Here is an 18446-nt window from a genome sequence, read left to right as displayed (position 1 = left end):
ACTTCGGAGGAAAAAGTCACTCGAACCGCTCGCCGGGTTCGGGGCGGGCGCCGCGCGCCCAGTCAGTGGCCGGCATCGCCTTCTTGCCCGGCGGCACGACCTCACCCAGCACCACCGGATCGGTCGCGGTGCCGACAAGTATCCGCTTGCGCTCGACCCGGAGCGCCCCCGGTTCGAGCCGCTCCGCGTCCGGCGCCGTCCGCACGGCCCCGACCTTCACCCGGTCGCCGCGGAACGTCGTCCACGCGCCCGGCGCCGGAGTGCACGCCCGGATCCGCCGGTCGACCGCGAACGCGGGCACCGACCAGTCGAGATGTGCGTCCTCGGCGGTGAGTTTCGGCGCCAGCGAGACGCCGTCGGCGGGCTGCGGCACGGCCTGCAACGCCCCGGCGGCGATGCCGTCGACGACCTGCGCGAGCAGCTCCGCTCCGGCCTCGGACAGCCGCTCGAGCAGCGCCCCGGCGGTGTCGTCGGGCCGGATCACCTCGGTGAGCTGGCCGAAGACCGGCCCGGTGTCGAGGCCCTTCTCGAGCTGGAACACCGCGGCGCCGGTGAGTTCGTCGCCGTGCAGGATCGCGTGCTGCACCGGCGCGGCGCCACGCCAGGCCGGCAGCAGCGAGAAGTGCAGGTTCACCCAGCCCAGCCGCGGCACCACGAGCGCCGACGGCGGGATCAGCCCGCCGTAGGCGACGACCGGCGCGAGATCGGGCGCCAACGAAGCCAGCCGCGCGAGGAACTCCGGGTCGCCGGCTTTCGCCGGGGTGAGCACCTCGATGCCGTGCGCGTCCGCGACCTCCCCCACCGGCGAGCGCTGCAGCTTGCGGCCACGGCCGGCCGGGGCGTCGGGGCGGGTGACGACGGCGACGACCTCGTGGCCGCTGCGCACCAGCCGTTCCAGCGGCGGCACCGCGACCGACGGCGTCCCGGCGAACACGAGCCTCATCGGATCTTGCCGAACAGCGGGTGCGGGCTGACCTTGACCGTCGGCGCGGGCTGGTCGGCCCACTCGGCCTGGCGGATGGCCTTCATCGCTTCTTTCTTCGTGGCCGCGTCGAGCCGGTCGACGAACAGGACACCGTCCAGGTGGTCGGTCTCGTGCTGCAGGCACCGCGCCATCATCTCGGTGCCGACGATCTGCACCGGCTCGCCGTGCATGTCGTGGCCCTTGGCGACGACGTTCAGGCGGCGCTTGGTGTCGAAGTAGAGGCCGGGGATCGACAGGCAGCCCTCGGGGCCGTCCTGCTCCTGCTCGTCGGGGAATTCCAGGACCGGGTTGACCAGGTGACCGACGACGTCGCCGACGTCGAACGTGAAGACCCGGAGCGCGACGCCGAGTTGCGGGGCGGCCAGGCCGGCGCCGCGCTCCTGGAGCATCGTCTCGGTGAGGTCCTTCACCAGGCTGCGCAGCTGACGGTCGAAGTCGACGACCGGGTCGGCGGGGGTGCGCAGAACCGGATCTCCGAAGAGCCGGACGGGACGGACGGACACGCAGTTCCTCTCGCGACGGGCGGCAGGCATGGCGGAACCGGCGCGCTCGGCGCGCCAGCCCTTGATTCTACGGCCGCCGCCGATATGCCCTGTCTGCGAGCCAGCGGACGCGGTGACCGCAACGTCAGAGCAGCTCCAGGGGGTCCATCTCGACGCGGACCGGTTGCGGGGCCTTGTGGGCGCTGCGGACGGAGGCCGCGGCGTGCAGGGCGGTGGCGAGGGCCGGGCCGAGGGAGCGGGGCACCCGGATCAGGGCCCGTTCCAGCTCCTCGCCTTCGGCGCCGGCGCGGGGCGGGGCCGCGACCGGAACCGGGCCGAGCACCTCGGCCTCGGGCGGGAGGTCGGCCAGGCGGACGAAGTCGGCGACCGCGTCGGGGGTGCCGGTGGCGCTGGCCATCTTCACCGCCGGGGGGAACCCGAGCTCGGCCCGGTCGGCGAGCTCACGCCCGGCGTGCCAGCCCGGATCCCACCGCAGCAGGGCCTGGATGACCGGGATCGCCCCGTCGGCGGCGATGACGACGCGGCCACCCGCGCGGGCCGGACGCACCAGCGCGACCGCGTTCGCCCAGCGGCGCAGCGCCTCCTCGGAGGCCCGCAGGTCGGCCCGGGTGAGCAGGGCCCAGGTGTCGAGCAGCAACGCCGCGCCGTATCCGCCCTCGGCGACCGGTTCGGCGCCGGGCGTCGCGATCACCAGCGCGGCTCCCGGGCCGACCGAGCCGAGCACGCCGTCGCGGCCGGACGTGCGGACGGTGACGCCGGGGAACGCGCGGCCCAGCTCCTCGGCGGTGCGCCGTGCGCCGAGAATCGACGCGCGCAGGCCGCGGTGGCCGCACTCGGGGCAGGTCCAGTCGCCGGCGAGGTGACCGCACCACCGGCACGCCGGTACGTCGTCGGTGCCGCTCCCCCGCAGCTCCAGCGGGCCGGAGCAGGTCGTGCACCGGGCCGGCCGGCGGCACCGGCCGCAGGCCACCGACGGCACGTAGCCCCGGCGGGGAACCTGGACCAGCACGGGGGCGTCGGCGGCGAGCGCCTCGCGGGCGGCGCGCCAGGCCACGGTGGGCAGCCGGGCGGCCGACGCGGTGGGGTCGGCCGCCAGGTCGCGGTCGTCGCCGACCGGGACGACGCGCGGCGCGGCGGCGCGGACGACCTCGCGGTCGGCTTCGAGCGGCTTGGCCCAGCCGGTCTCCAGCAGCAGCTGCGTCTCGGCCGTACGCGCGTACCCGCCGAGCAGCAGCCCGGCGCCGGCCAGCTGGCTGCGGACGAGGAGCACGTCACGCGCGTGGCAGTACGGTGCGCGCGGTTCGGCGTGCAGGTCGTCGCCGTCGTCCCAGAGGACGGCCAGGCCGAGGTCGTGGACGGGGGCGAAGGCGGTGGCGCGGGTGCCGGCGACCGCGAGCACTTCGCCGCGGCGCACGGCCAGCCAGCGCCGGTAGCGCTCCTCGGGGCCGAGCGAGGCGGCCAGCGTGGTGTGGCGGCCCGAGCCGAGGACGTCGCCCAGGGCGCCGTCGAGCCGTTCGAGGTCGCGGGCGTCGGGTACCACCGCGACGGCTCCGCGCCCGGACGCGAGGGTGGCGGCGACGGCCTCGGCGACCCGGCGCGGCCAGTCTTCGCCGGGGAGCGCGGCGAGTACCGCGCGGGGTGAGCCGCCCTCGGCCAGCAGCCGCAGGTAGGCGGCGCCGCCGCGGTAGCGCGCGAACCCGTCGGCCGGGGGGCGGTGGCGGCCCTGCTCGTCGACCGGGAGCACGCCGTCGCCGCGGCGGGCCGCTTCGGCGCGGGCGTGCCGGGGCGGGACCGCCAGGCGCAGCACGTCGGCGAGCGTGCCGGCGGACCGGTCGGCGACCGTGCGGGCGAGCCGGGCGATCTCCGGGCTCACCACCGGCTCGGCGGAGAGGGCCTTCTCCAGGTACGCGAGTTTCCCGGTGTGTTCGGTGGTGGCGACGCGGTCGAGCACGTAGCCGTCGACGAGTTGCCCGGCGAAGCGCACCCGGACGCGCCCGCCGACGACCGCGGTGTCGGCGAGATCGGACGGGACCAGGTAGTCGAACGGGCGGTCGAGGTGCGGGAGCGGCAAGTCGACGCAGATCCGGGCGACCGGCAGCTCGGCCGCGGGCTCACGCGCACCCTTCGGCTTGGCCGCCCGCTTCTTCTTGGCCGGCTTCGCCCCCGCCTCGGCAGGCGCCGCCTCGGCAGGCGCCGCCTCGGCAGGCGCCGCCTCGGCAGGCGCCGCCTCAGCGGGTGCCGACTCAGCGGGTGCCGACTCAGCGGGTGCCGACTCCTCGACCGGCGGTGGTTCGCCGGGAGCGGGGGCCAGGTCCAGGGGCAACGCCGTGTCTTCGGTGCGCGCCGGGGCCCGGCGCGGCGCGGCGCGCTTCGCCCCCGGACGCGCGGAGCCCGCCGTGCCTTCCGGCTCGGCGGGCTCCATGTCCAGCAGCGTCATGCCTCTGGTCTACCAGCACCCTCCGACAGACGCGGGCGATCAGGCCCCGGCGGCGTCCTTCAACCCAGCGGACACCGCACCAGTTCGGCCTTCTCAGGCGCCGGCGGCGTCCTTAAGCGCCGCGGACACCGCACCAGTTCGGTCTTCTCAGGCGCCGGCGGCGTCCTTCAGCGCCGCGGCGCGGTCGGTCTTCTCCCAGGTGAAGTCCGGCAGCTCGCGGCCGAAGTGGCCGTAGGCCGAGGTCTGGCGGTAGATCGGGCGCAGCAGGTCCAGGTCGCGGATGATCGCGGCCGGGCGCAGGTCGAAGACCTCGTTGACGGCCTTGGTGATCCGGTCCGGGTCGACGGTCTCGGTGCCGAACGTCTCCAGGAACAGACCCACCGGGTGCGCCTTGCCGATCGCGTACGCGACCTGCACCTCGGCCCGGTCGGCGAGGCCGGCCGCGACGATGTTCTTGGCGACCCAGCGCATCGCGTAGGCGGCGGACCGGTCGACCTTGGACGGGTCCTTGCCGGAGAACGCGCCGCCGCCGTGGCGGGCGAAACCGCCGTAGGTGTCGACGATGATCTTGCGGCCGGTGAGGCCGGCGTCGCCCATCGGGCCACCGATCTCGAAGCGACCGGTCGGGTTGACCAGCAGGCGGTAGCCCTCGGTCTCCAGACCCAGCTCGGCGAGCTCGGGCGCGACGACGTACTCGGCGATGTCGGGCGCGAGCAGCGTCTCCAGCGAGATGTCGGAGGCGTGCTGCGACGAGACGACCACGGTGTCGAGACGGACCGCCTTGGGGCCGTCGTACTCGATCGTGACCTGGGTCTTGCCGTCGGGGCGCAGGTACGGGATCAGCCCGTCCTTGCGGACCTGCGCGAGGCGGCGCGCGAGGCGGTGGGCGAGCGCGATCGGCAGCGGCAGCAGCTCGGGGGTGTCGTTGTTGGCGTACCCGAACATCAGGCCCTGGTCGCCGGCGCCCTGGCGGTCGAGCGCGTCTTCCTCGGACTCCTCGACGCGGGCCTCGTAGGCGGTGTCGACGCCCTGCGCGATGTCCGGCGACTGCGACCCGATCGAGACGCTGACCCCGCAGGACGCTCCGTCGAAGCCCTTCTTCGACGAGTCGTAGCCGATCCCCAGGATGGTCTCCCGGACGATGCTCGGGATGTCCGCGTACGCGTCGGTGGTGACCTCACCGGCGACGTGGACCTGGCCGGTGGTGATCAGGGTCTCCACCGCGACCCGGCTGCGCGGGTCCTGGGCCAGCAGCGCGTCGAGGATGCCGTCACTGATCGCGTCGGCGATCTTGTCGGGGTGACCCTCGGTCACGGATTCGGAGGTGAACAAACGGCGGGCCACGGTGCTCCCAGGGTCGAGGGTGGGTTCGTATCGGCGCGAGTCTACCGATCCGGTGGGTGAGCCCCGGAAAGAGCGGGGCCCTGAACCAGAAGTTGTCGACCTCCGGAAACAACTAGCGCAGGCGGGGTGCGACCAGATCCCAGATCGTGTCCGCCAGCACCTCTTTCGGGCCGTGCGGCACCTCGGTCGAGGTGCCGTCGTCGGCGAGCACGACGGCGGCGTTCTCGGTCGATTCGAAGGCTTTGCCGTCGGAGACGTCGTTGACGACGAGCAGATCGCAGCCTTTCCGGGCGAGCTTGGCCCGGCCGAGCTCGAGCACCGAGCCGGTCGTGTCGCCGGTTTCGGCCGCGAAGCCGACGATCACCGGGCCGCCGCCCGATTCGCGGCGCCGGCGGACGAGCCCGGCGAGGATGTCCGGGTTCTGCATCAGCGTGACGACCGGCGCATCGGTGTCACCGGATTTCTTGATCTTCGTCTCCACGTAATCGGCGGGCCGGAAGTCGGCCGGAGCCGCGGCCATCACAACCACGTCCGCGTCGGCGCCGGCCGCGAAGACGGCCTCCTGCAGATCACGGGTGCTGACGACCCGGACGACGTCGACGCCAGCCGGGTCGGGCAGCGCGGTGTTCGCTGCGATCAACGTCACCTTCGCGCCCCGGGCGGCCGCGGTGCGGGCCAGCGCGTAGCCCTGGCGCCCGGACGAGCGGTTGCCGATGAAACGCACCGGGTCGAGGTACTCGCGGGTGCCACCGGCGGACACCACGACCCGGCGCCCGGACAGGTCGGGCTCGGCCGCCCCGCGCCGGAGCAGCGAGAACGCCACATCGGCGATCTCCGCCGGTTCCGGCAGCCGGCCCTTGCCGGTGTCCGGCCCGGTCAGGCGCCCCACCGCAGGCTCCAGCACGACGACGCCCCGCGAGCGCAGCGTCGCCACGTTCGCCTGGGTCGCGGGGTGCTCCCACATCTCGGTGTGCATCGCGGGCGCGAACAGGATCGGGCACCGGGCGGTGAGCAGCGTGTTCGTCAGCAGGTCGTTCGCCAGCCCGTTCGCGGCGCGCGCCAGCAGGTCGGCGGTGGCCGGAGCCACGACGACGAGCGAGGCCCGGCGGCCCAGCGCCACGTGCGGCACCTCGTGGACGGACGTCCAGACGTCGGTGGCGACCGGCCGCCCCGAGAGCGCGGCCCAGGTCGGTGCGCCCACGAACTCCAGCGCGCTCTCGGTGGGCACCACGGTCACCGACAGCCCCGATTCGGTCAGCCGCCGCAACAGCTCACAGGCCTTGTAGGCAGCGATTCCCCCGGCGACACCCAGCACGACTTCGGTCACGCTCAAAACTTAACGCGCACACCGCGCCCCGCACACACCAAAACGGACGCTCGGCACCTGCCGAGCGTCCGCCTAAGGCTTGTGAAGTACTTAGTTCGTTGCGCCCTCTTCGGCGACCGCCTCGTGGGTGAGCATGTCGCTGTTGATCTCGCGGAGCGCGATCGAGAGCGGCTTCTCCTGCGGAGAGGTCTCCACCAGAGGACCGACGTACTCGAGCAGGCCCTCGCCGAGCTGCGAGTAGTAGGCGTTGATCTGACGCGCGCGCTTCGCCGCGTAGATGACGAGTGCGTACTTGGAGGAGGTCTTCTCCAGCAACTCGTCGATCGGCGGGTTGGTGATGCCCTCGGGAGCGGCGACGGTTCCAGCCAAGACTGATCAGCCTCAAAAAGTAAGCGGGAATGTGTGGTTTCTCGTGGGGAACTCGCCCCACCTCAGCGCCCGACCGTCCCTCAGCGGACCGGCACGGAGAGCAACTCTACCAACTCCGTGGCAGCCTGACCGACATTGTCGTTGACGATCGTCACGTCGAACTCTTTTTCCGCGGCGAGCTCGACGACCGCGGCGTCCAGGCGCCGGCGGATCGTGTCCTCGTCCTCGGTGCCCCGCCCCACGAGCCGGCGGACCAGCTCGTCCCAGGACGGGGGCGCCAGGAAGACGAATTGCGCTTCGGGCATCGCGGCCCGAACCTGCCTGGCCCCCTGCAGCTCGATCTCGAGCAGCGCGGGACGACCGGCAGCGAGGCGCTCCTCGACCGCACGCCGAGGAGTGCCGTAGCCGTTGCCGGCGAACTCCGCATGTTCCAAGAGTTCGCCGGCGGCCACCATTGCGTCGTACTCGTCCCGGCTGACGAAGTAGTACTGCTTGCCGTGCTCTTCGCCAGGCCGGGGCGCGCGCGTCGTCACCGAGACCGACAGCCACACCGAGGGGTGGTGACGCCGGATCTCGGCCACGACGCTGCCCTTGCCGACTCCGGACGGACCGGAGAGCACCGTCAGCCGCGCCGCATCAGCGGCGCGGGACGGGAGGCCGGGAATTTCAGCGTCCACCGGAAGGGGAGCCGAACTCCGTGAGCAGCGCGCGCTTCTGGTTGTCACCCAGGCCACGCACCCGCCGGCTCTCGGCGATCTTGAACTTCTCCATGATCTGGACGGCACGGACCTTGCCGATGCCGGGCAGCGCCTCGAGGACGGCCGAGACCTTCATCTTGCCGATGACGTCGTCCTGTTCGGCCGATTCGAGGACCTCCGACAGGGACAGCCCACCGTGCTTGAGCTTGTCCTTGACCGCGGCACGCTGCTTGCGCGCCTCGGCAGCCTTCTGCAGAGCAGCAGCGCGCTGCTCGGGGCTCAACGACGGAAGAGCCACAGGTCACCTCGGGTGTTCGTTGGGGAAGCGGACGATTCCAGCGCGTGAACCTAGCGAGGAAGTGCGACAGGAATCAATGCGGCCCGGTGTTGCTCCCCGACTAATCGTTGCATGAAACCGGAGAAAACTCCGATTTGTCTGCGAATGACCGACTTTGTCAAGCTCCACCGGAACAAAGCAGTGATCGATGACACACTCCACACTGACAGCAACGAGGGTTCGCCGCGAGGGGTTCATGCAGGTCGGGGAGTACCCATCGTGGCGTAGGCAACACCTACGCCTCAGCCGGGCGCTCGAACCGACCCTTCTCTAGGCAAGCACAGCCGCGAAATCGTCCGCTGCCCGGGATGCCGCTGAACGCAATGCCGAGTGCTTCGGACCGGCCCGGAGCACCTCCCGCGAGACCGACGGGAGGACCGCCCGGCGGGCGTCGCCGAACACCGCCCGGAGGTCCTCGGCGCCGGCGCCCTGCGCGCCCAGTCCCGGCGCGAGGAACGGCCCGCCCACCCGGCTCAGGTCGTGCCCGGTCTCCCCCACGGTCGCGCCGACGACGACGCCGACCGGGCCGTAGGGGGCCCCGTCCGCTTCCGGAACACAGCCGGCGTTCGCCGCGGCGACCGAATCCAGTACGGTCTGCGCGACGGTCCGCCCGTCGGCGGCCACCGCGTGCTGCACCTGCGGTCCTTCGGGGTTGGACGTCAGGCCGAGCACGAACACGCCGTTGCCGTTCGCCACCGCGGTGTCGATCAGCGGGGCGAGCGAGCCGAAGCCCAGGTACGGGCTGGCGGTCATCGCGTCACCGCAGAGCGGCGACGCCGGGTCGAGGTAGGCCGCGGCGTACGCCTCCACCGTGCTGCCGATGTCGCCGCGTTTCACGTCGTTGAGGACCAGCGCGCCGGCCGCCCTGGCGTCGGCGATCACGTGCTCCAGCACCGCGACCCCGCGGCTGCCGTACTGCTCGAAGAACGCCGACTGCGGCTTGAGCACCGCGACCCGGTCCGCGAGGGCCTCGACGACCGTGCGGGCGAACCGTTCCACCCCGGCGACGTCCCTGGTCAGCCCCCAGGCGTCGAGCAGGCCGGGGTGCGGGTCGACGCCCACGCAGAGTGGCCCCCGGTCGGCGACGGCCCGCGCGAGGCGGGCCCCGAAGTGATCCGTGGTCGGCGCGACCTGCGGCGCTGCGGCCGTGTTAACGGTCACTCGGACACCTCCCTCGCCACGGGCCCGCTGAGCGTCGCAGACCCCTCCATGGTCACTGCGCCCTCCGTCGACCCCCGAAAATCGCTCTGGGGCGCTCTCAGCGGGCTGGAACCACCATCGCCGGAGCCGAGGCGCCCGACACCACGCTGAGTGACGGATTTGTTGATCGCCCGGACCAGGCCGGGGCCCCGGTAGACCAGGCCGGTGTAGACCTGCACGAGCGCGGCACCGGCGTCGAACAGCGCGGTGGCGTCGGCGGCGGTGAGCACTCCCCCGACGCCGATCACCGGCAGACGCCCGTCGGTCTCCCGGACGACGAACGCGACCAGCTCGCGGGCCCGGCGGGTCAGCGGCGCACCCGACAACCCACCGGCCTCGGGCGTCTCGACCCCGGCGCGACCCAGCGTGGTGTTCGAGACGATCACGCCCGCGACGCCGTGCGCCGCGCAGACCTCGAGCACCTCGCCGATCGCCGCGTCGGTGAGGTCGGGCGCGATCTTCACGACGAGTGGCACGGGTTGGCCGGCCGGGCGGCGCGGGCCGGGGATCTGCGCCTCGGCGGCGAGCGCCGCCAGCAGCTGGTCGAGCGCGGCCCGGTCCTGCAGCGCACGCAGCCCCGGGGTGTTCGGGGAGCTGACGTTGACCGCCACGTAGTCGGCGTAGCGACCGACCTGCCGCAGCGAGGTCACGTAGTCGGAGACCGCGTCCTCCAGCGGCGTCACCTTGGACTTGCCCAGGCTGACGCCGATCGGGATCGGTAGCGGCGGGCTCCCCCCGGCGGACAGGTCGGCCAGGCGCGCCGCCAGCGCCGCGGCGCCCCGGTTGTTGAACCCCATCCGGTTGACGATCGCCTCGTGCTCGGGCAGCCGGAACAGCCGCGGCCGCGGATTGCCCGGCTGGGCGTGCGCGGTGACCGTGCCGACCTCGACGAACCCGAAGCCGAGCCCGGCCCAGGCCGGCAGCGCGACCCCGTTCTTGTCCATGCCCGCGGCCAGGCCCACCGGCCCGGGGAACCGCACGCCGAACAGCGTGCGGGCCAGGCCGGGAGCGTCGCCGAGGGCCCAGCGGCGGGCGGCCGCGACGGCGGCGGGAGTCCGGCCGAACCGGGTCAGCGCGGACAGCGTCCGCTCGTGGGCGGTCTCGGCGTCGCCTCCGCCGAGGCGGAAGAGCGCCCGGTCCCGCAGGACGCCGTAGACGCTCACCGGCCCAGCGCCCGGTGCAGCTCCTGCAGCGGCCGGACCGAGAGCTCCCCGCGCAGCTGCGCCTCGATGCCGAACACCGCCGCGGCGGCGGCCTGGACGGTCGTGATGCAGGGCACGTCGGCGGCCACCGCGGCCGACCGGATCTCGTAGCCGTCCACGCGCGGCCCGGAGTTTCCGTACGGCGTGTTGACGACCAACTGAACCTCTCCGGCCCGGATCAACGTGACCACGTCGTGATCGTCCTCGCCGCCGGCCGGCTCGAAGTGCTTGCGCACGACGCGCGCCGGGATGCCGTGGCGCCAGAGCACCTCCGCGGTGCCGTGCGTCGCGATCACCTCGAAGCCCAGGTCGGTCAGGCGCTTGACCGGGAAGACGATCGAGCGCTTGTCCTTGTTGGCGACCGAGACGAACACCCGCCCCGACGTCGGCAGCGACCCGTACGCACCGGCCTGGCTCTTGGCGAACGCCGCGCCGAACGTGGTGTCGATGCCCATCACCTCGCCGGTGGACTTCATCTCCGGGCCGAGCAGGCTGTCGACGCCGGCGCCGGTGATCGTGCGGAAGCGCTTGAACGGCAGCACGGCTTCCTTGACCGCGATCGGCGTCTGCTCGCGCGCGAGCGAACCGCCGTCGCCGGTCGGCGGGAGCAGCCCCTCCGCGCGCAGCTCGGCGATCGTCGCGCCGAGCATGATCCGGGCCGCGGCCTTCGCCAGCGGTACGGCCGTGGCCTTGCTGACGAACGGCACGGTGCGCGACGCGCGCGGGTTGGCCTCGAGCACGTAGAGCGTGTCGTCCTTGAGCGCGTACTGCACGTTCAGCAGGCCCTTCACACCCACGCCCGCGGCGATGGCCGCCGTCGACCGGCGCACGTTCTCGACGTCGGCCGAGCCGAGCGTGATCGGCGGGAGCGCGCACGCCGAGTCGCCGGAGTGGATCCCGGCCTCCTCGATGTGCTCCATCACGCCGCCCAGGTAGACCTCGCCGGTGCCGTCGGCCAGCGCGTCCACGTCGATCTCGATCGCGTCGTCGAGGAAGCGGTCCACCAGCACCGGGTGTTCCGGGCTGACCTGGGTGGCCCGGGCGATGTAGGACTCGAGCGTGACGTCGTCGTAGACGATCTCCATGCCGCGCCCGCCGAGCACGTAGGACGGACGTACCAGCACCGGGTAGCCGATCGCCTCGGCGATCTTCTTCGCCTCGGCGTAGGACGTGGCCATCCCGTGCTTGGGCGCGGGCAGGTCGGCGGCCTCCAGCACCCGACCGAACGCGCCCCGCTCCTCGGCGAGGTGGATGCTCTCCGGCGGCGTGCCGACGATCGGGACGCCCGCCGCGGCCAGCCGCCGGGCCAGGCCCAGCGGCGTCTGGCCCCCGAGCTGCACGATCACGCCGACGACCCCCGGCCCGCCGGCCGCCTTCCCGGACGTGTCCTCGGCGTGCCAGACCTCGAGCACGTCCTCGAACGTCAGCGGTTCGAAGTAGAGGCGGTCGGACGTGTCGTAGTCGGTGGAGACCGTCTCGGGGTTGCAGTTGACCATCACGGTCTCGTAGCCGGCGTCGCGCAGGGACATCGCGGCGTGCACACAGGAGTAGTCGAACTCGATGCCCTGGCCGATCCGGTTCGGGCCGGAGCCGAGGATCAGCACCTTCGCACCCGTGCTCGGCGCGACCTCGGTCTCGGCCTCCGGGTCGGTCTCGTACGCGCTGTAGTGGTACGGCGTGGACGCGGCGAACTCGGCCGCGCAGGTGTCGACGGTCTTGTAGACCGGCCGGACGCCCAGCCGGTGGCGCAGCGTGCGGACGCCGTCCTCACCGGCGAACTCCGGACGCAGCGACGCCACCTGACGGTCGGAGAGGCCGGCGCGCTTGGCCCGGCCGAGCAGGTGGGCGTCGAGCACGGGCGCGTCGACGAGCTCGGACCGCAGCTCCACCAGCGAGGCGATCTGGTCGACGAACCAGGGGTCGTAGCCGGAGACCGCCGAGACCTCCTGGACGCTCGCGCCCAGCCGCAGGGCCCGCTCGGCGTCGTAGAGGCGACCGTCGTGCGGCGTCTTCAGCGCCTCGAGCGGGTCGTTGTCGGGGTCGGGCGTCGTCCAGAAGCCACCGGCGGTCGTCTCGGCCGACCGCAGCGCCTTGTTCAGCGCCTCCGGGAACGACCGGCCCAGCGCCATGCCCTCGCCGACCGACTTCATCGTCGTGGTGAGCTCCGGGTCGGCGCCCGGGAACTTCTCGAACGCGAACCGCGGCACCTTCACCACGACGTAGTCCAGCGCCGGCTCGAAGCTGGCCGGGGTCTGCCGGGTGATGTCGTTGCGGATCTCGTCGAGCGTGTAGCCGACCGCGAGCTTCGCGGCGATCTTCGCGATCGGGAACCCGGTGGCCTTGGAGGCCAGCGCCGACGACCGGGACACCCGCGGGTTCATCTCGATCACGACCAGGCGGCCGGTCTCCGGGTGCACCGCGAACTGGATGTTGCAGCCGCCGGTGTCCACGCCGACCGCGCGGAGCACGGCGATGCCGACGTCACGCAGCCGCTGGTACTCGCGGTCGGTGAGCGTCATCGCCGGGGCGACGGTCACCGAGTCGCCGGTGTGCACGCCCATCGCGTCGACGTTCTCGATCGAGCAGACCACGACGACGTTGTCGTTGCGGTCACGCATGAGCTCGAGCTCGTACTCCTTCCAGCCCAGCACGCTCTCCTCGATCAGCACCTCGGTGGTGGGGCTGGCGGCCAGACCGGCGCTGGCGATGCGCTCCAGGTCTTCGGGCGTGTGGGCCATGCCGGAGCCGAGGCCGCCCATCGTGAACGAGGGCCGGATGACGACCGGAAGGCCGAGGTCGGCGACGGTGGCGCGGACCTCGTCCATCGAGTGGCAGACCGCCGAGCGCGGCGTCTCGGCGCCGACCGAGGCGCAGATGTCCTTGAACCGCTGCCGGTCCTCGCCGCGCTGGATCGCGTCGATGTCGGCGCCGATCAGCTCGACGTTGTACTTCTCCAGCACGCCGCGCTCGTGCAGGGCGACCGCGGTGTTCAGCGCGGTCTGGCCGCCGAGGGTCGCGAGCAGCGCGTCCGGCCGTTCCTTCGCGATGATCTGCTCGACGTACTCCGGGGTGATCGGCTCGATGTAGGTCGAGTCGGCGAACTCCGGATCGGTCATGATCGTTGCCGGGTTGGAGTTGACGAGGCTGACCCGCAGGCCCTCCTCGCGCAGCACGCGGCAGGCCTGGGTGCCGGAGTAGTCGAACTCGGCGGCCTGGCCGATCAGGATCGGCCCGGAACCGATGACCAGCACGTGCTGGATGTCTGTGCGCTTCGGCATCAGCTCTTGCCTTCCATCAGCCGGACGAAACGATCGAAGAGATAGTCAGCGTCGTGAGGACCAGCCGCCGCCTCGGGGTGGTACTGGACGCTGAACGCGGGCTTGTCGAGGCAGTTCAGGCCCTCGACGACGTCGTCGTTGAGGCAGACGTGGCTCACCTCGGCGCGGCCGAACTCGGTCTCGGCGGCCCCGTCCCGCGGCGCGTCCACGGCGAACCCGTGGTTGTGCGCGGTGACCTCGACCTTGCCGGTCTGCCGGTCCATGACCGGCTGGTTGATGCCCCGGTGGCCGTAGCGCAGCTTGTAGGTGCCGAAGCCCAGCGCCCGGCCCAGCACCTGATTGCCGAAGCAGATGCCGAACGTCGGGACGTCCGCGCCGAGCGACGCCCGGGCGAGGGCGACGGGGCCGTCCGCCGTGGCCGGGTCGCCGGGGCCGTTCGAGAAGAAGACGCCGTCGGGGGCGAGGCGGAGCAGGTCCTCGGGGGCCGTCGTCGCGGGCAGGACGTGCACCTCGATGCCCCGTTCGGCCATCCGGCGGGGGGTGTTGCGCTTGATGCCGAGGTCGATCGCCGCGACGCGGTACCGGACCTGGCCCTGGGCCGGCACGACGTAGGGCTCGGCCGTGGTGACGTCGCCGACCAGGTCGGCGCCGGCCATCGACGGGCTCGCGAGCACCTTCTCCAGCACCTCGGCGGGGCTCTCCCCGGTGCTGGAGACCGCGGCACGCATCGCGCCGCGCTCACGCAGGTGCCGGGTGAGCGCCCGGGTGTCGACGCCGGCGATGCCGACGATGCCCTCGTCGGCCAGACGGTCGCCCAGCGCGCCGGTCGCGCGCCAGTTCGACGAGATCCGGGCCGGGTCGCGGACGACGTAGCCGGCGACCCAGATCCGCGCGGACTCGTCGTCCTCGCCGTTGACGCCGGTGTTGCCGACGTGCGGCGCGGTCATCGCGACGATCTGCCGGTGGTACGAGGGGTCGGTGAGGGTCTCCTGGTAACCGGTCATGCCGGTGGTGAAGACGGCTTCGCCGAACGTCTCGCCGATCGCGCCGAAGGCCTCGCCACGGAACGTGCGGCCGTCTTCCAGGACCAGCAGTGCGGAGGTGGTGCTCATGCGGTCTTCTCCAGGATCACTTTCTCGATCTCACGCAGGTGGGTGGCGTTGTCGACCCGGTGGTCGGCGCGGAACCCGGTGTCGAGCAGGTAGCCCTGCTGCTCCCAGGTGATCACCAGCATTCCGGCGCCGCCGACGACCTTGTTCGCGTGCCCGGCGTCGAGGCGGGCTGCGGTGATGGCGGCGGCCGGGATGAACAGCGGGTCGCTGCCGTCGCGCTCGATCCGGACGCCCTCGGGGCCGGTGTGCAGGGTGGCGGCGGCCCGGTTGGCCAGGCCGCCGGCGTAGACGCGGGCCTGCCACTCACCGGACTGCGTGGTGCCCGCGTAGAGCCCGTCGGACGCGGCCACGGCGTCGGTGACGGTTCCGGCCGGCAGCGGCAGCAGGTCGGCGTGGGCGGCCACGCGGCGCTTCCAGGCCCGGCGGGCAGCCCACACGATCAGCGCGAACAGCGCCAGCACGACGGCGGTGAACAGGATCCGGCCGGTCCAGTTGTCCGGCGGACGTTCGTAGGCGGCGGCGATCATGCCTGGGCCTTCCCGTCCAGCACCGTGGCCCGCCCCCGCAGGAACGTCGCCACGATCGCGCCGGGCAGCTCCAGCCCGGTGTACGGGGTGTTGCGGCTGATGCTGGCCAGCCCGTCGGGGGTGACCGTCCAGCGCTGCGCCGGGTCCACCAGGGTCAGGTTCGCGGGTTCACCGGGCGTCAGCGGACGACCGTGCCTGCTCTCGAGGTTCGCGATGCGCGCCGGTGCGTGGCTCATGCGCTCCGCGACGCCCGCCCAGTCGAGCAGGCCGGTCTCCACCATCGTCTTGATGACGATCGGGAGCGCGGTCTCCAACCCGAGCATGCCGGGGCGGGCCGCGGCCCACTCGCATTCCTTGTCTTCGCGGGCGTGCGGTGCGTGGTCGGTGGCGACCGCGTCGATCGTGCCGTCGGCCAGGGCCTCGCGCAGCGCGGTGACGTCCTCGGCGGTGCGCAGCGGCGGGTTGACCTTGTACACCGGGTCGTAGGTGGCGGCCAGCTCGTCGGTGAGCAGCAGGTGGTGCGGCGTGACCTCGGCGGTGACCCGGATGCCGCGGCTCTTCGCCCAGCGCAGCACCTCGACCGAGCCGGCCGTCGACACGTGGCAGACGTGCAGCCGGGAGCCGACGTGCGCGGCGAGCAGCGCGTCACGGGCGATGATCGCCTCCTCGGCGACCGCGGGCCAGCCGGCCAGGCCGAGGCGGGCCGACTGCTCCCCCTCGTTCATCTGCGCGCCGACCGTGAGCTTCGGGTCTTCCGCGTGCTGGGCGATGACGCCGTCGAACGCCTTGACGTACTCCAGCGCCCGGCGCATGACCGCGGCGTCGTGCACGCAGTGCCCGTCGTCGGAGAACACCCGCACTCCGGCGGCGGACTCGGCCATCGCGCCGAGCTCGGCCAGGCGCTCGCCCTTCAGGCCCAGCGTGACCGCGCCGACCGGCTGGACGTCGACCAGGCCGACCTCGCGGCCCAGGCGCCAGACCTGCTCGACGATGCCGGCCGCGTCGGCCACCGGGTCGGTGTTGGCCATCGCGCAGACCGCGGTGTAGCCGCCGAGCGCGGCGGCCCGGCTTCCGGTCTCGATCGTCTCGGCGTCCTCCCGGCCGGGCTGGCGCAGGTGGGTGTGGATGTCGACGAGGCCGGGCAGCACCCGGAGCCCGCCGGCGTCGATGACCTCGCCGTCGGTCGTCTCCGCGATCAGCCCGTCCCGGACGGCCAGGTCCCTGGTCGTGCCGTCGGGCAGCGTCGCACCGCGGATCAGGTAGTTCACTGCGAGCCTCCGAGCAACAGGTACAGGACGGCCATCCGGACGTTCACGCCGTTGGTGACCTGTTCGACGATCGTGGAACGGGGGGAATCCGCTACTTCCGGAGTGATCTCCATGCCGCGGTTCATCGGCCCGGGGTGCATGACGATCGCGTGCTCGGGCAGCGCGGCCAGACGCTTGGCATCGAGGCCGTAGCGGCGGGCGTACTCACGCTCGGTCGGGAAGAACGAGGCGTTCATCCGTTCCCGTTGCACTCGCAGCGCCATCACCACGTCCAGCTTCGGCAGCACCGTATCGAGGTCGTACGACACTTCCACCGGCCACGCGCCGACCCCCACCGGCACCAGCGTCGGCGGCGCCACCAGCGTCACCTCGGCGCCGAGCGTCGCGAGCAGCAGCACGTTCGAACGAGCCACCCGGCTGTGCAGCACGTCGCCGACGATGCCGACGCGCAGGCCCTCCAGGCGGCCGAGCCTGCTGCGCATCGTGTACGCGTCGAGCAGCGCCTGGGTGGGGTGCTCGTGGGTGCCGTCACCGGCGTTGACCACCGCACCGTCGACCCATTGGGCGAGGTTGTGCGGAGCGCCGGACGCCTGGTGGCGGATGACCACCGCGTCGGCGCCCATGGCCTGCAGCGTGAGCGCGGTGTCCTTGAGCGATTCGCCCTTGCTGACGCTCGAGCCCTTGGCCGAGAAGTTGATGACGTCCGCGGACAGCCGCTTCGCGGCCGCCTCGAACGAGATCCGGGTGCGGGTGGAGTCCTCGTAGAAGAGGTTGACCACCGTGCGCCCGCGCAGCGTCGGGAATTTCTTGACGCTGCGCCCCGCGGCCGCCGCGAGCTCGGTGGCGGTGTCGAGCACGAGCGTTGCGGTGTCGGCGTCCAGGTCGGCGGCGGAGAGCAGGTGGGGGATCACGAGTCCGCCTTCGCGATCACGACCGCGTCCCGGCCGTCGACCTCGCGCAGCTGCACCCGCACGTTCTCGGTCCGCGAGGTCGGCAGGTTCTTGCCCACGTAGTCGGCCCGGATCGGCAGTTCCCGGTGCCCGCGGTCGACCAGGACCGCGAGTTGGACGCTCTGCGGGCGGCCGAGGTCGGACAGCGCGTCGAGCGCGGCCCGGATCGTGCGTCCGGAGAACAGGACGTCGTCGACCAGGACCACCCGGCGGCCGTCGATGCCCTCGCTGGGCAGATCGGTCTTCTCCAGCGCGCGGGGGGCGCGCAGCCGCAGATCGTCGCGGTAGAGGGTGACGTCGAGCGCGCCGACCGGGAGGGCCACGCCGGTGAACGTCTCGATGCGCCCGGCCAGCCGCCGGGCGAGCGGGGTGCCGCGGGTGGGGATCCCCATCAGCACCGTGTCGGCGCCGCCGTCGGTCTTCTCCAGGATCTGGTGCGCGATCCGGTCGACCGTGCGTGCGACCGCTGATTCGTCGAGGATCTCGCGGACTTCGTCAATGGCAGGCGTCACCGCCGGCCACCTCCTTCCCCGCCTCACGGGACGGGTCGTTAAAGGATGGGCTTGTCGGGAGCAAACCTATCAGCGCCGGTACGGTGCGCGACGGTTCGGCGCACGGCCCTCAGCAGGCTCGCGCGACCCACGTCACACGCGCTTTCCCAGCGCTGACGCCCTCAGCCTTTCGGCCCGTTTCGTACGGGAGATAGCGCGACTTCCGGTACCGATGTGAACCATGTGACGAGAGGGTGATGAACTGTTCCGGTCACACTTCGCAGCGAGAACGGGCACGGTTGCTTACCGCGTGGAATCGACTGGGGCGTTCAACGTCACATCGCCGGGCGGCTACGGTTTCGTCATTCCTCTTGACCGGATTGCCGTTTCGGCTCTACGGTCACTCTCCGTAGCGACC

The 18446-nt window shown here is 72.5% G+C and carries 15 protein-coding genes and 1 pseudogene; all 16 read right to left on the bottom strand.

Going from position 1 to position 18446, the window contains the following annotated elements:
* Positions 1 to 16 precede the first annotated feature (16 nt).
* A complete protein-coding gene (fmt, locus tag CRYAR_RS12060) occupies positions 17 to 943 on the bottom strand; it encodes a methionyl-tRNA formyltransferase (RefSeq protein WP_035850637.1) in 927 nt (308 codons plus the stop codon).
* On the bottom strand, positions 940 to 1488 hold the full coding sequence (gene def, locus CRYAR_RS12055; protein WP_035850635.1) for a peptide deformylase: 549 nt from the start codon (positions 1486 to 1488) through the stop codon (positions 940 to 942). Before def ends, fmt begins: the two co-directional genes overlap by 4 nt.
* A 124-nt stretch (positions 1489 to 1612) precedes the next feature.
* Positions 1613 to 3925 carry a primosomal protein N' gene (locus tag CRYAR_RS42970; RefSeq protein ID WP_211247403.1) on the bottom strand — a complete coding sequence of 771 codons (2313 nt, stop codon included), beginning with the start codon at positions 3923 to 3925 and terminating at the stop codon, positions 1613 to 1615.
* A gap of 147 nt (positions 3926 to 4072) precedes the next feature.
* Entirely contained in the window at positions 4073 to 5269 is a 1197-nt protein-coding gene (gene metK / locus CRYAR_RS12045) for a methionine adenosyltransferase (RefSeq protein ID WP_035850633.1), read from the bottom strand.
* Between the two features lie 112 nt (positions 5270 to 5381).
* Positions 5382 to 6596, bottom strand: coding sequence for a bifunctional phosphopantothenoylcysteine decarboxylase/phosphopantothenate--cysteine ligase CoaBC (gene coaBC / locus CRYAR_RS12040; protein ID WP_245620440.1), 1215 nt, complete (start codon positions 6594 to 6596; stop codon positions 5382 to 5384).
* Positions 6597 to 6686: 90 nt separating this feature from the next.
* Positions 6687 to 6965 (bottom strand): DNA-directed RNA polymerase subunit omega, encoded by a 279-nt coding sequence (rpoZ, locus tag CRYAR_RS12035; protein WP_035850630.1) that lies wholly within the window; start codon positions 6963 to 6965, stop codon positions 6687 to 6689.
* Between the two features lie 80 nt (positions 6966 to 7045).
* Positions 7046 to 7642, bottom strand: a complete 597-nt coding sequence (gmk, locus tag CRYAR_RS12030; RefSeq protein WP_035850628.1) for a guanylate kinase — start codon at positions 7640 to 7642, stop codon at positions 7046 to 7048.
* Entirely contained in the window at positions 7632 to 7961 is a 330-nt protein-coding gene (gene mihF, locus CRYAR_RS12025) for an integration host factor, actinobacterial type (RefSeq protein ID WP_035850625.1), read from the bottom strand. The genes gmk and mihF overlap by 11 nt, the downstream gene beginning before the upstream one ends.
* 309 nt (positions 7962 to 8270) lie before the next feature.
* Positions 8271 to 9161 carry an orotidine-5'-phosphate decarboxylase gene (gene pyrF, locus CRYAR_RS12020; protein WP_051570061.1) on the bottom strand — a complete coding sequence of 297 codons (891 nt, stop codon included), beginning with the start codon at positions 9159 to 9161 and terminating at the stop codon, positions 8271 to 8273.
* Between the two features lie 155 nt (positions 9162 to 9316).
* Positions 9317 to 10363 (bottom strand): annotated as a pseudogene (locus tag CRYAR_RS12015) (quinone-dependent dihydroorotate dehydrogenase); the annotation flags it as partial.
* Positions 10360 to 13680, bottom strand: coding sequence for a carbamoyl-phosphate synthase large subunit (gene carB / locus CRYAR_RS12010; RefSeq protein WP_035850623.1), 3321 nt, complete (start codon positions 13678 to 13680; stop codon positions 10360 to 10362). The pseudogene CRYAR_RS12015 and the gene carB, both read right to left, overlap by 4 nt.
* Complete coding sequence (gene carA, locus CRYAR_RS12005) at positions 13680 to 14792, bottom strand: glutamine-hydrolyzing carbamoyl-phosphate synthase small subunit (RefSeq protein WP_035850621.1); 1113 nt, start codon at positions 14790 to 14792, stop codon at positions 13680 to 13682. Before carA ends, carB begins: the two co-directional genes overlap by 1 nt.
* A complete protein-coding gene (locus CRYAR_RS12000) occupies positions 14789 to 15319 on the bottom strand; it encodes a PH-like domain-containing protein (protein WP_084700369.1) in 531 nt (176 codons plus the stop codon). The genes carA and CRYAR_RS12000 overlap by 4 nt, the downstream gene beginning before the upstream one ends.
* Positions 15316 to 16587, bottom strand: a complete 1272-nt coding sequence (locus CRYAR_RS11995) for a dihydroorotase (protein WP_035850620.1) — start codon at positions 16585 to 16587, stop codon at positions 15316 to 15318. The genes CRYAR_RS12000 and CRYAR_RS11995 overlap by 4 nt, the downstream gene beginning before the upstream one ends.
* Positions 16584 to 17498 (bottom strand): aspartate carbamoyltransferase catalytic subunit, encoded by a 915-nt coding sequence (locus CRYAR_RS11990; protein ID WP_035850618.1) that lies wholly within the window; start codon positions 17496 to 17498, stop codon positions 16584 to 16586. The genes CRYAR_RS11995 and CRYAR_RS11990 overlap by 4 nt, the downstream gene beginning before the upstream one ends.
* Entirely contained in the window at positions 17495 to 18049 is a 555-nt protein-coding gene (gene pyrR / locus CRYAR_RS11985) for a bifunctional pyr operon transcriptional regulator/uracil phosphoribosyltransferase PyrR (RefSeq protein WP_035850616.1), read from the bottom strand. Before pyrR ends, CRYAR_RS11990 begins: the two co-directional genes overlap by 4 nt.
* Positions 18050 to 18446 lie beyond the last annotated feature (397 nt).

Source organism: Cryptosporangium arvum DSM 44712 (assembly GCF_000585375.1).
GTDB classification, from domain to species: Bacteria; Actinomycetota; Actinomycetes; order Mycobacteriales; family Cryptosporangiaceae; genus Cryptosporangium; species Cryptosporangium arvum.
This window is presented reverse-complemented; position numbering and strand designations above follow the sequence as displayed.

Bases quoted from the DNA above. Each gene is read 5' to 3' on its own strand.
- fmt (WP_035850637.1), bottom strand. From the start codon at position 943: ATGAGGCTCGTGTTCGCCGGGACGCCGTCGGTCGCGGTGCCGCCGCTG.
- CRYAR_RS42970 (WP_211247403.1), bottom strand. From the start codon at position 3,925: ATGACGCTGCTGGACATGGAGCCCGCCGAGCCGGAAGGCACGGCGGGC.
- CRYAR_RS12000 (WP_084700369.1), bottom strand. From the start codon at position 15,319: ATGATCGCCGCCGCCTACGAACGTCCGCCGGACAACTGGACCGGCCGG.
- carA (WP_035850621.1), bottom strand. From the start codon at position 14,792: ATGAGCACCACCTCCGCACTGCTGGTCCTGGAAGACGGCCGCACGTTC.
- carB (WP_035850623.1), bottom strand. From the start codon at position 13,680: ATGCCGAAGCGCACAGACATCCAGCACGTGCTGGTCATCGGTTCCGGG.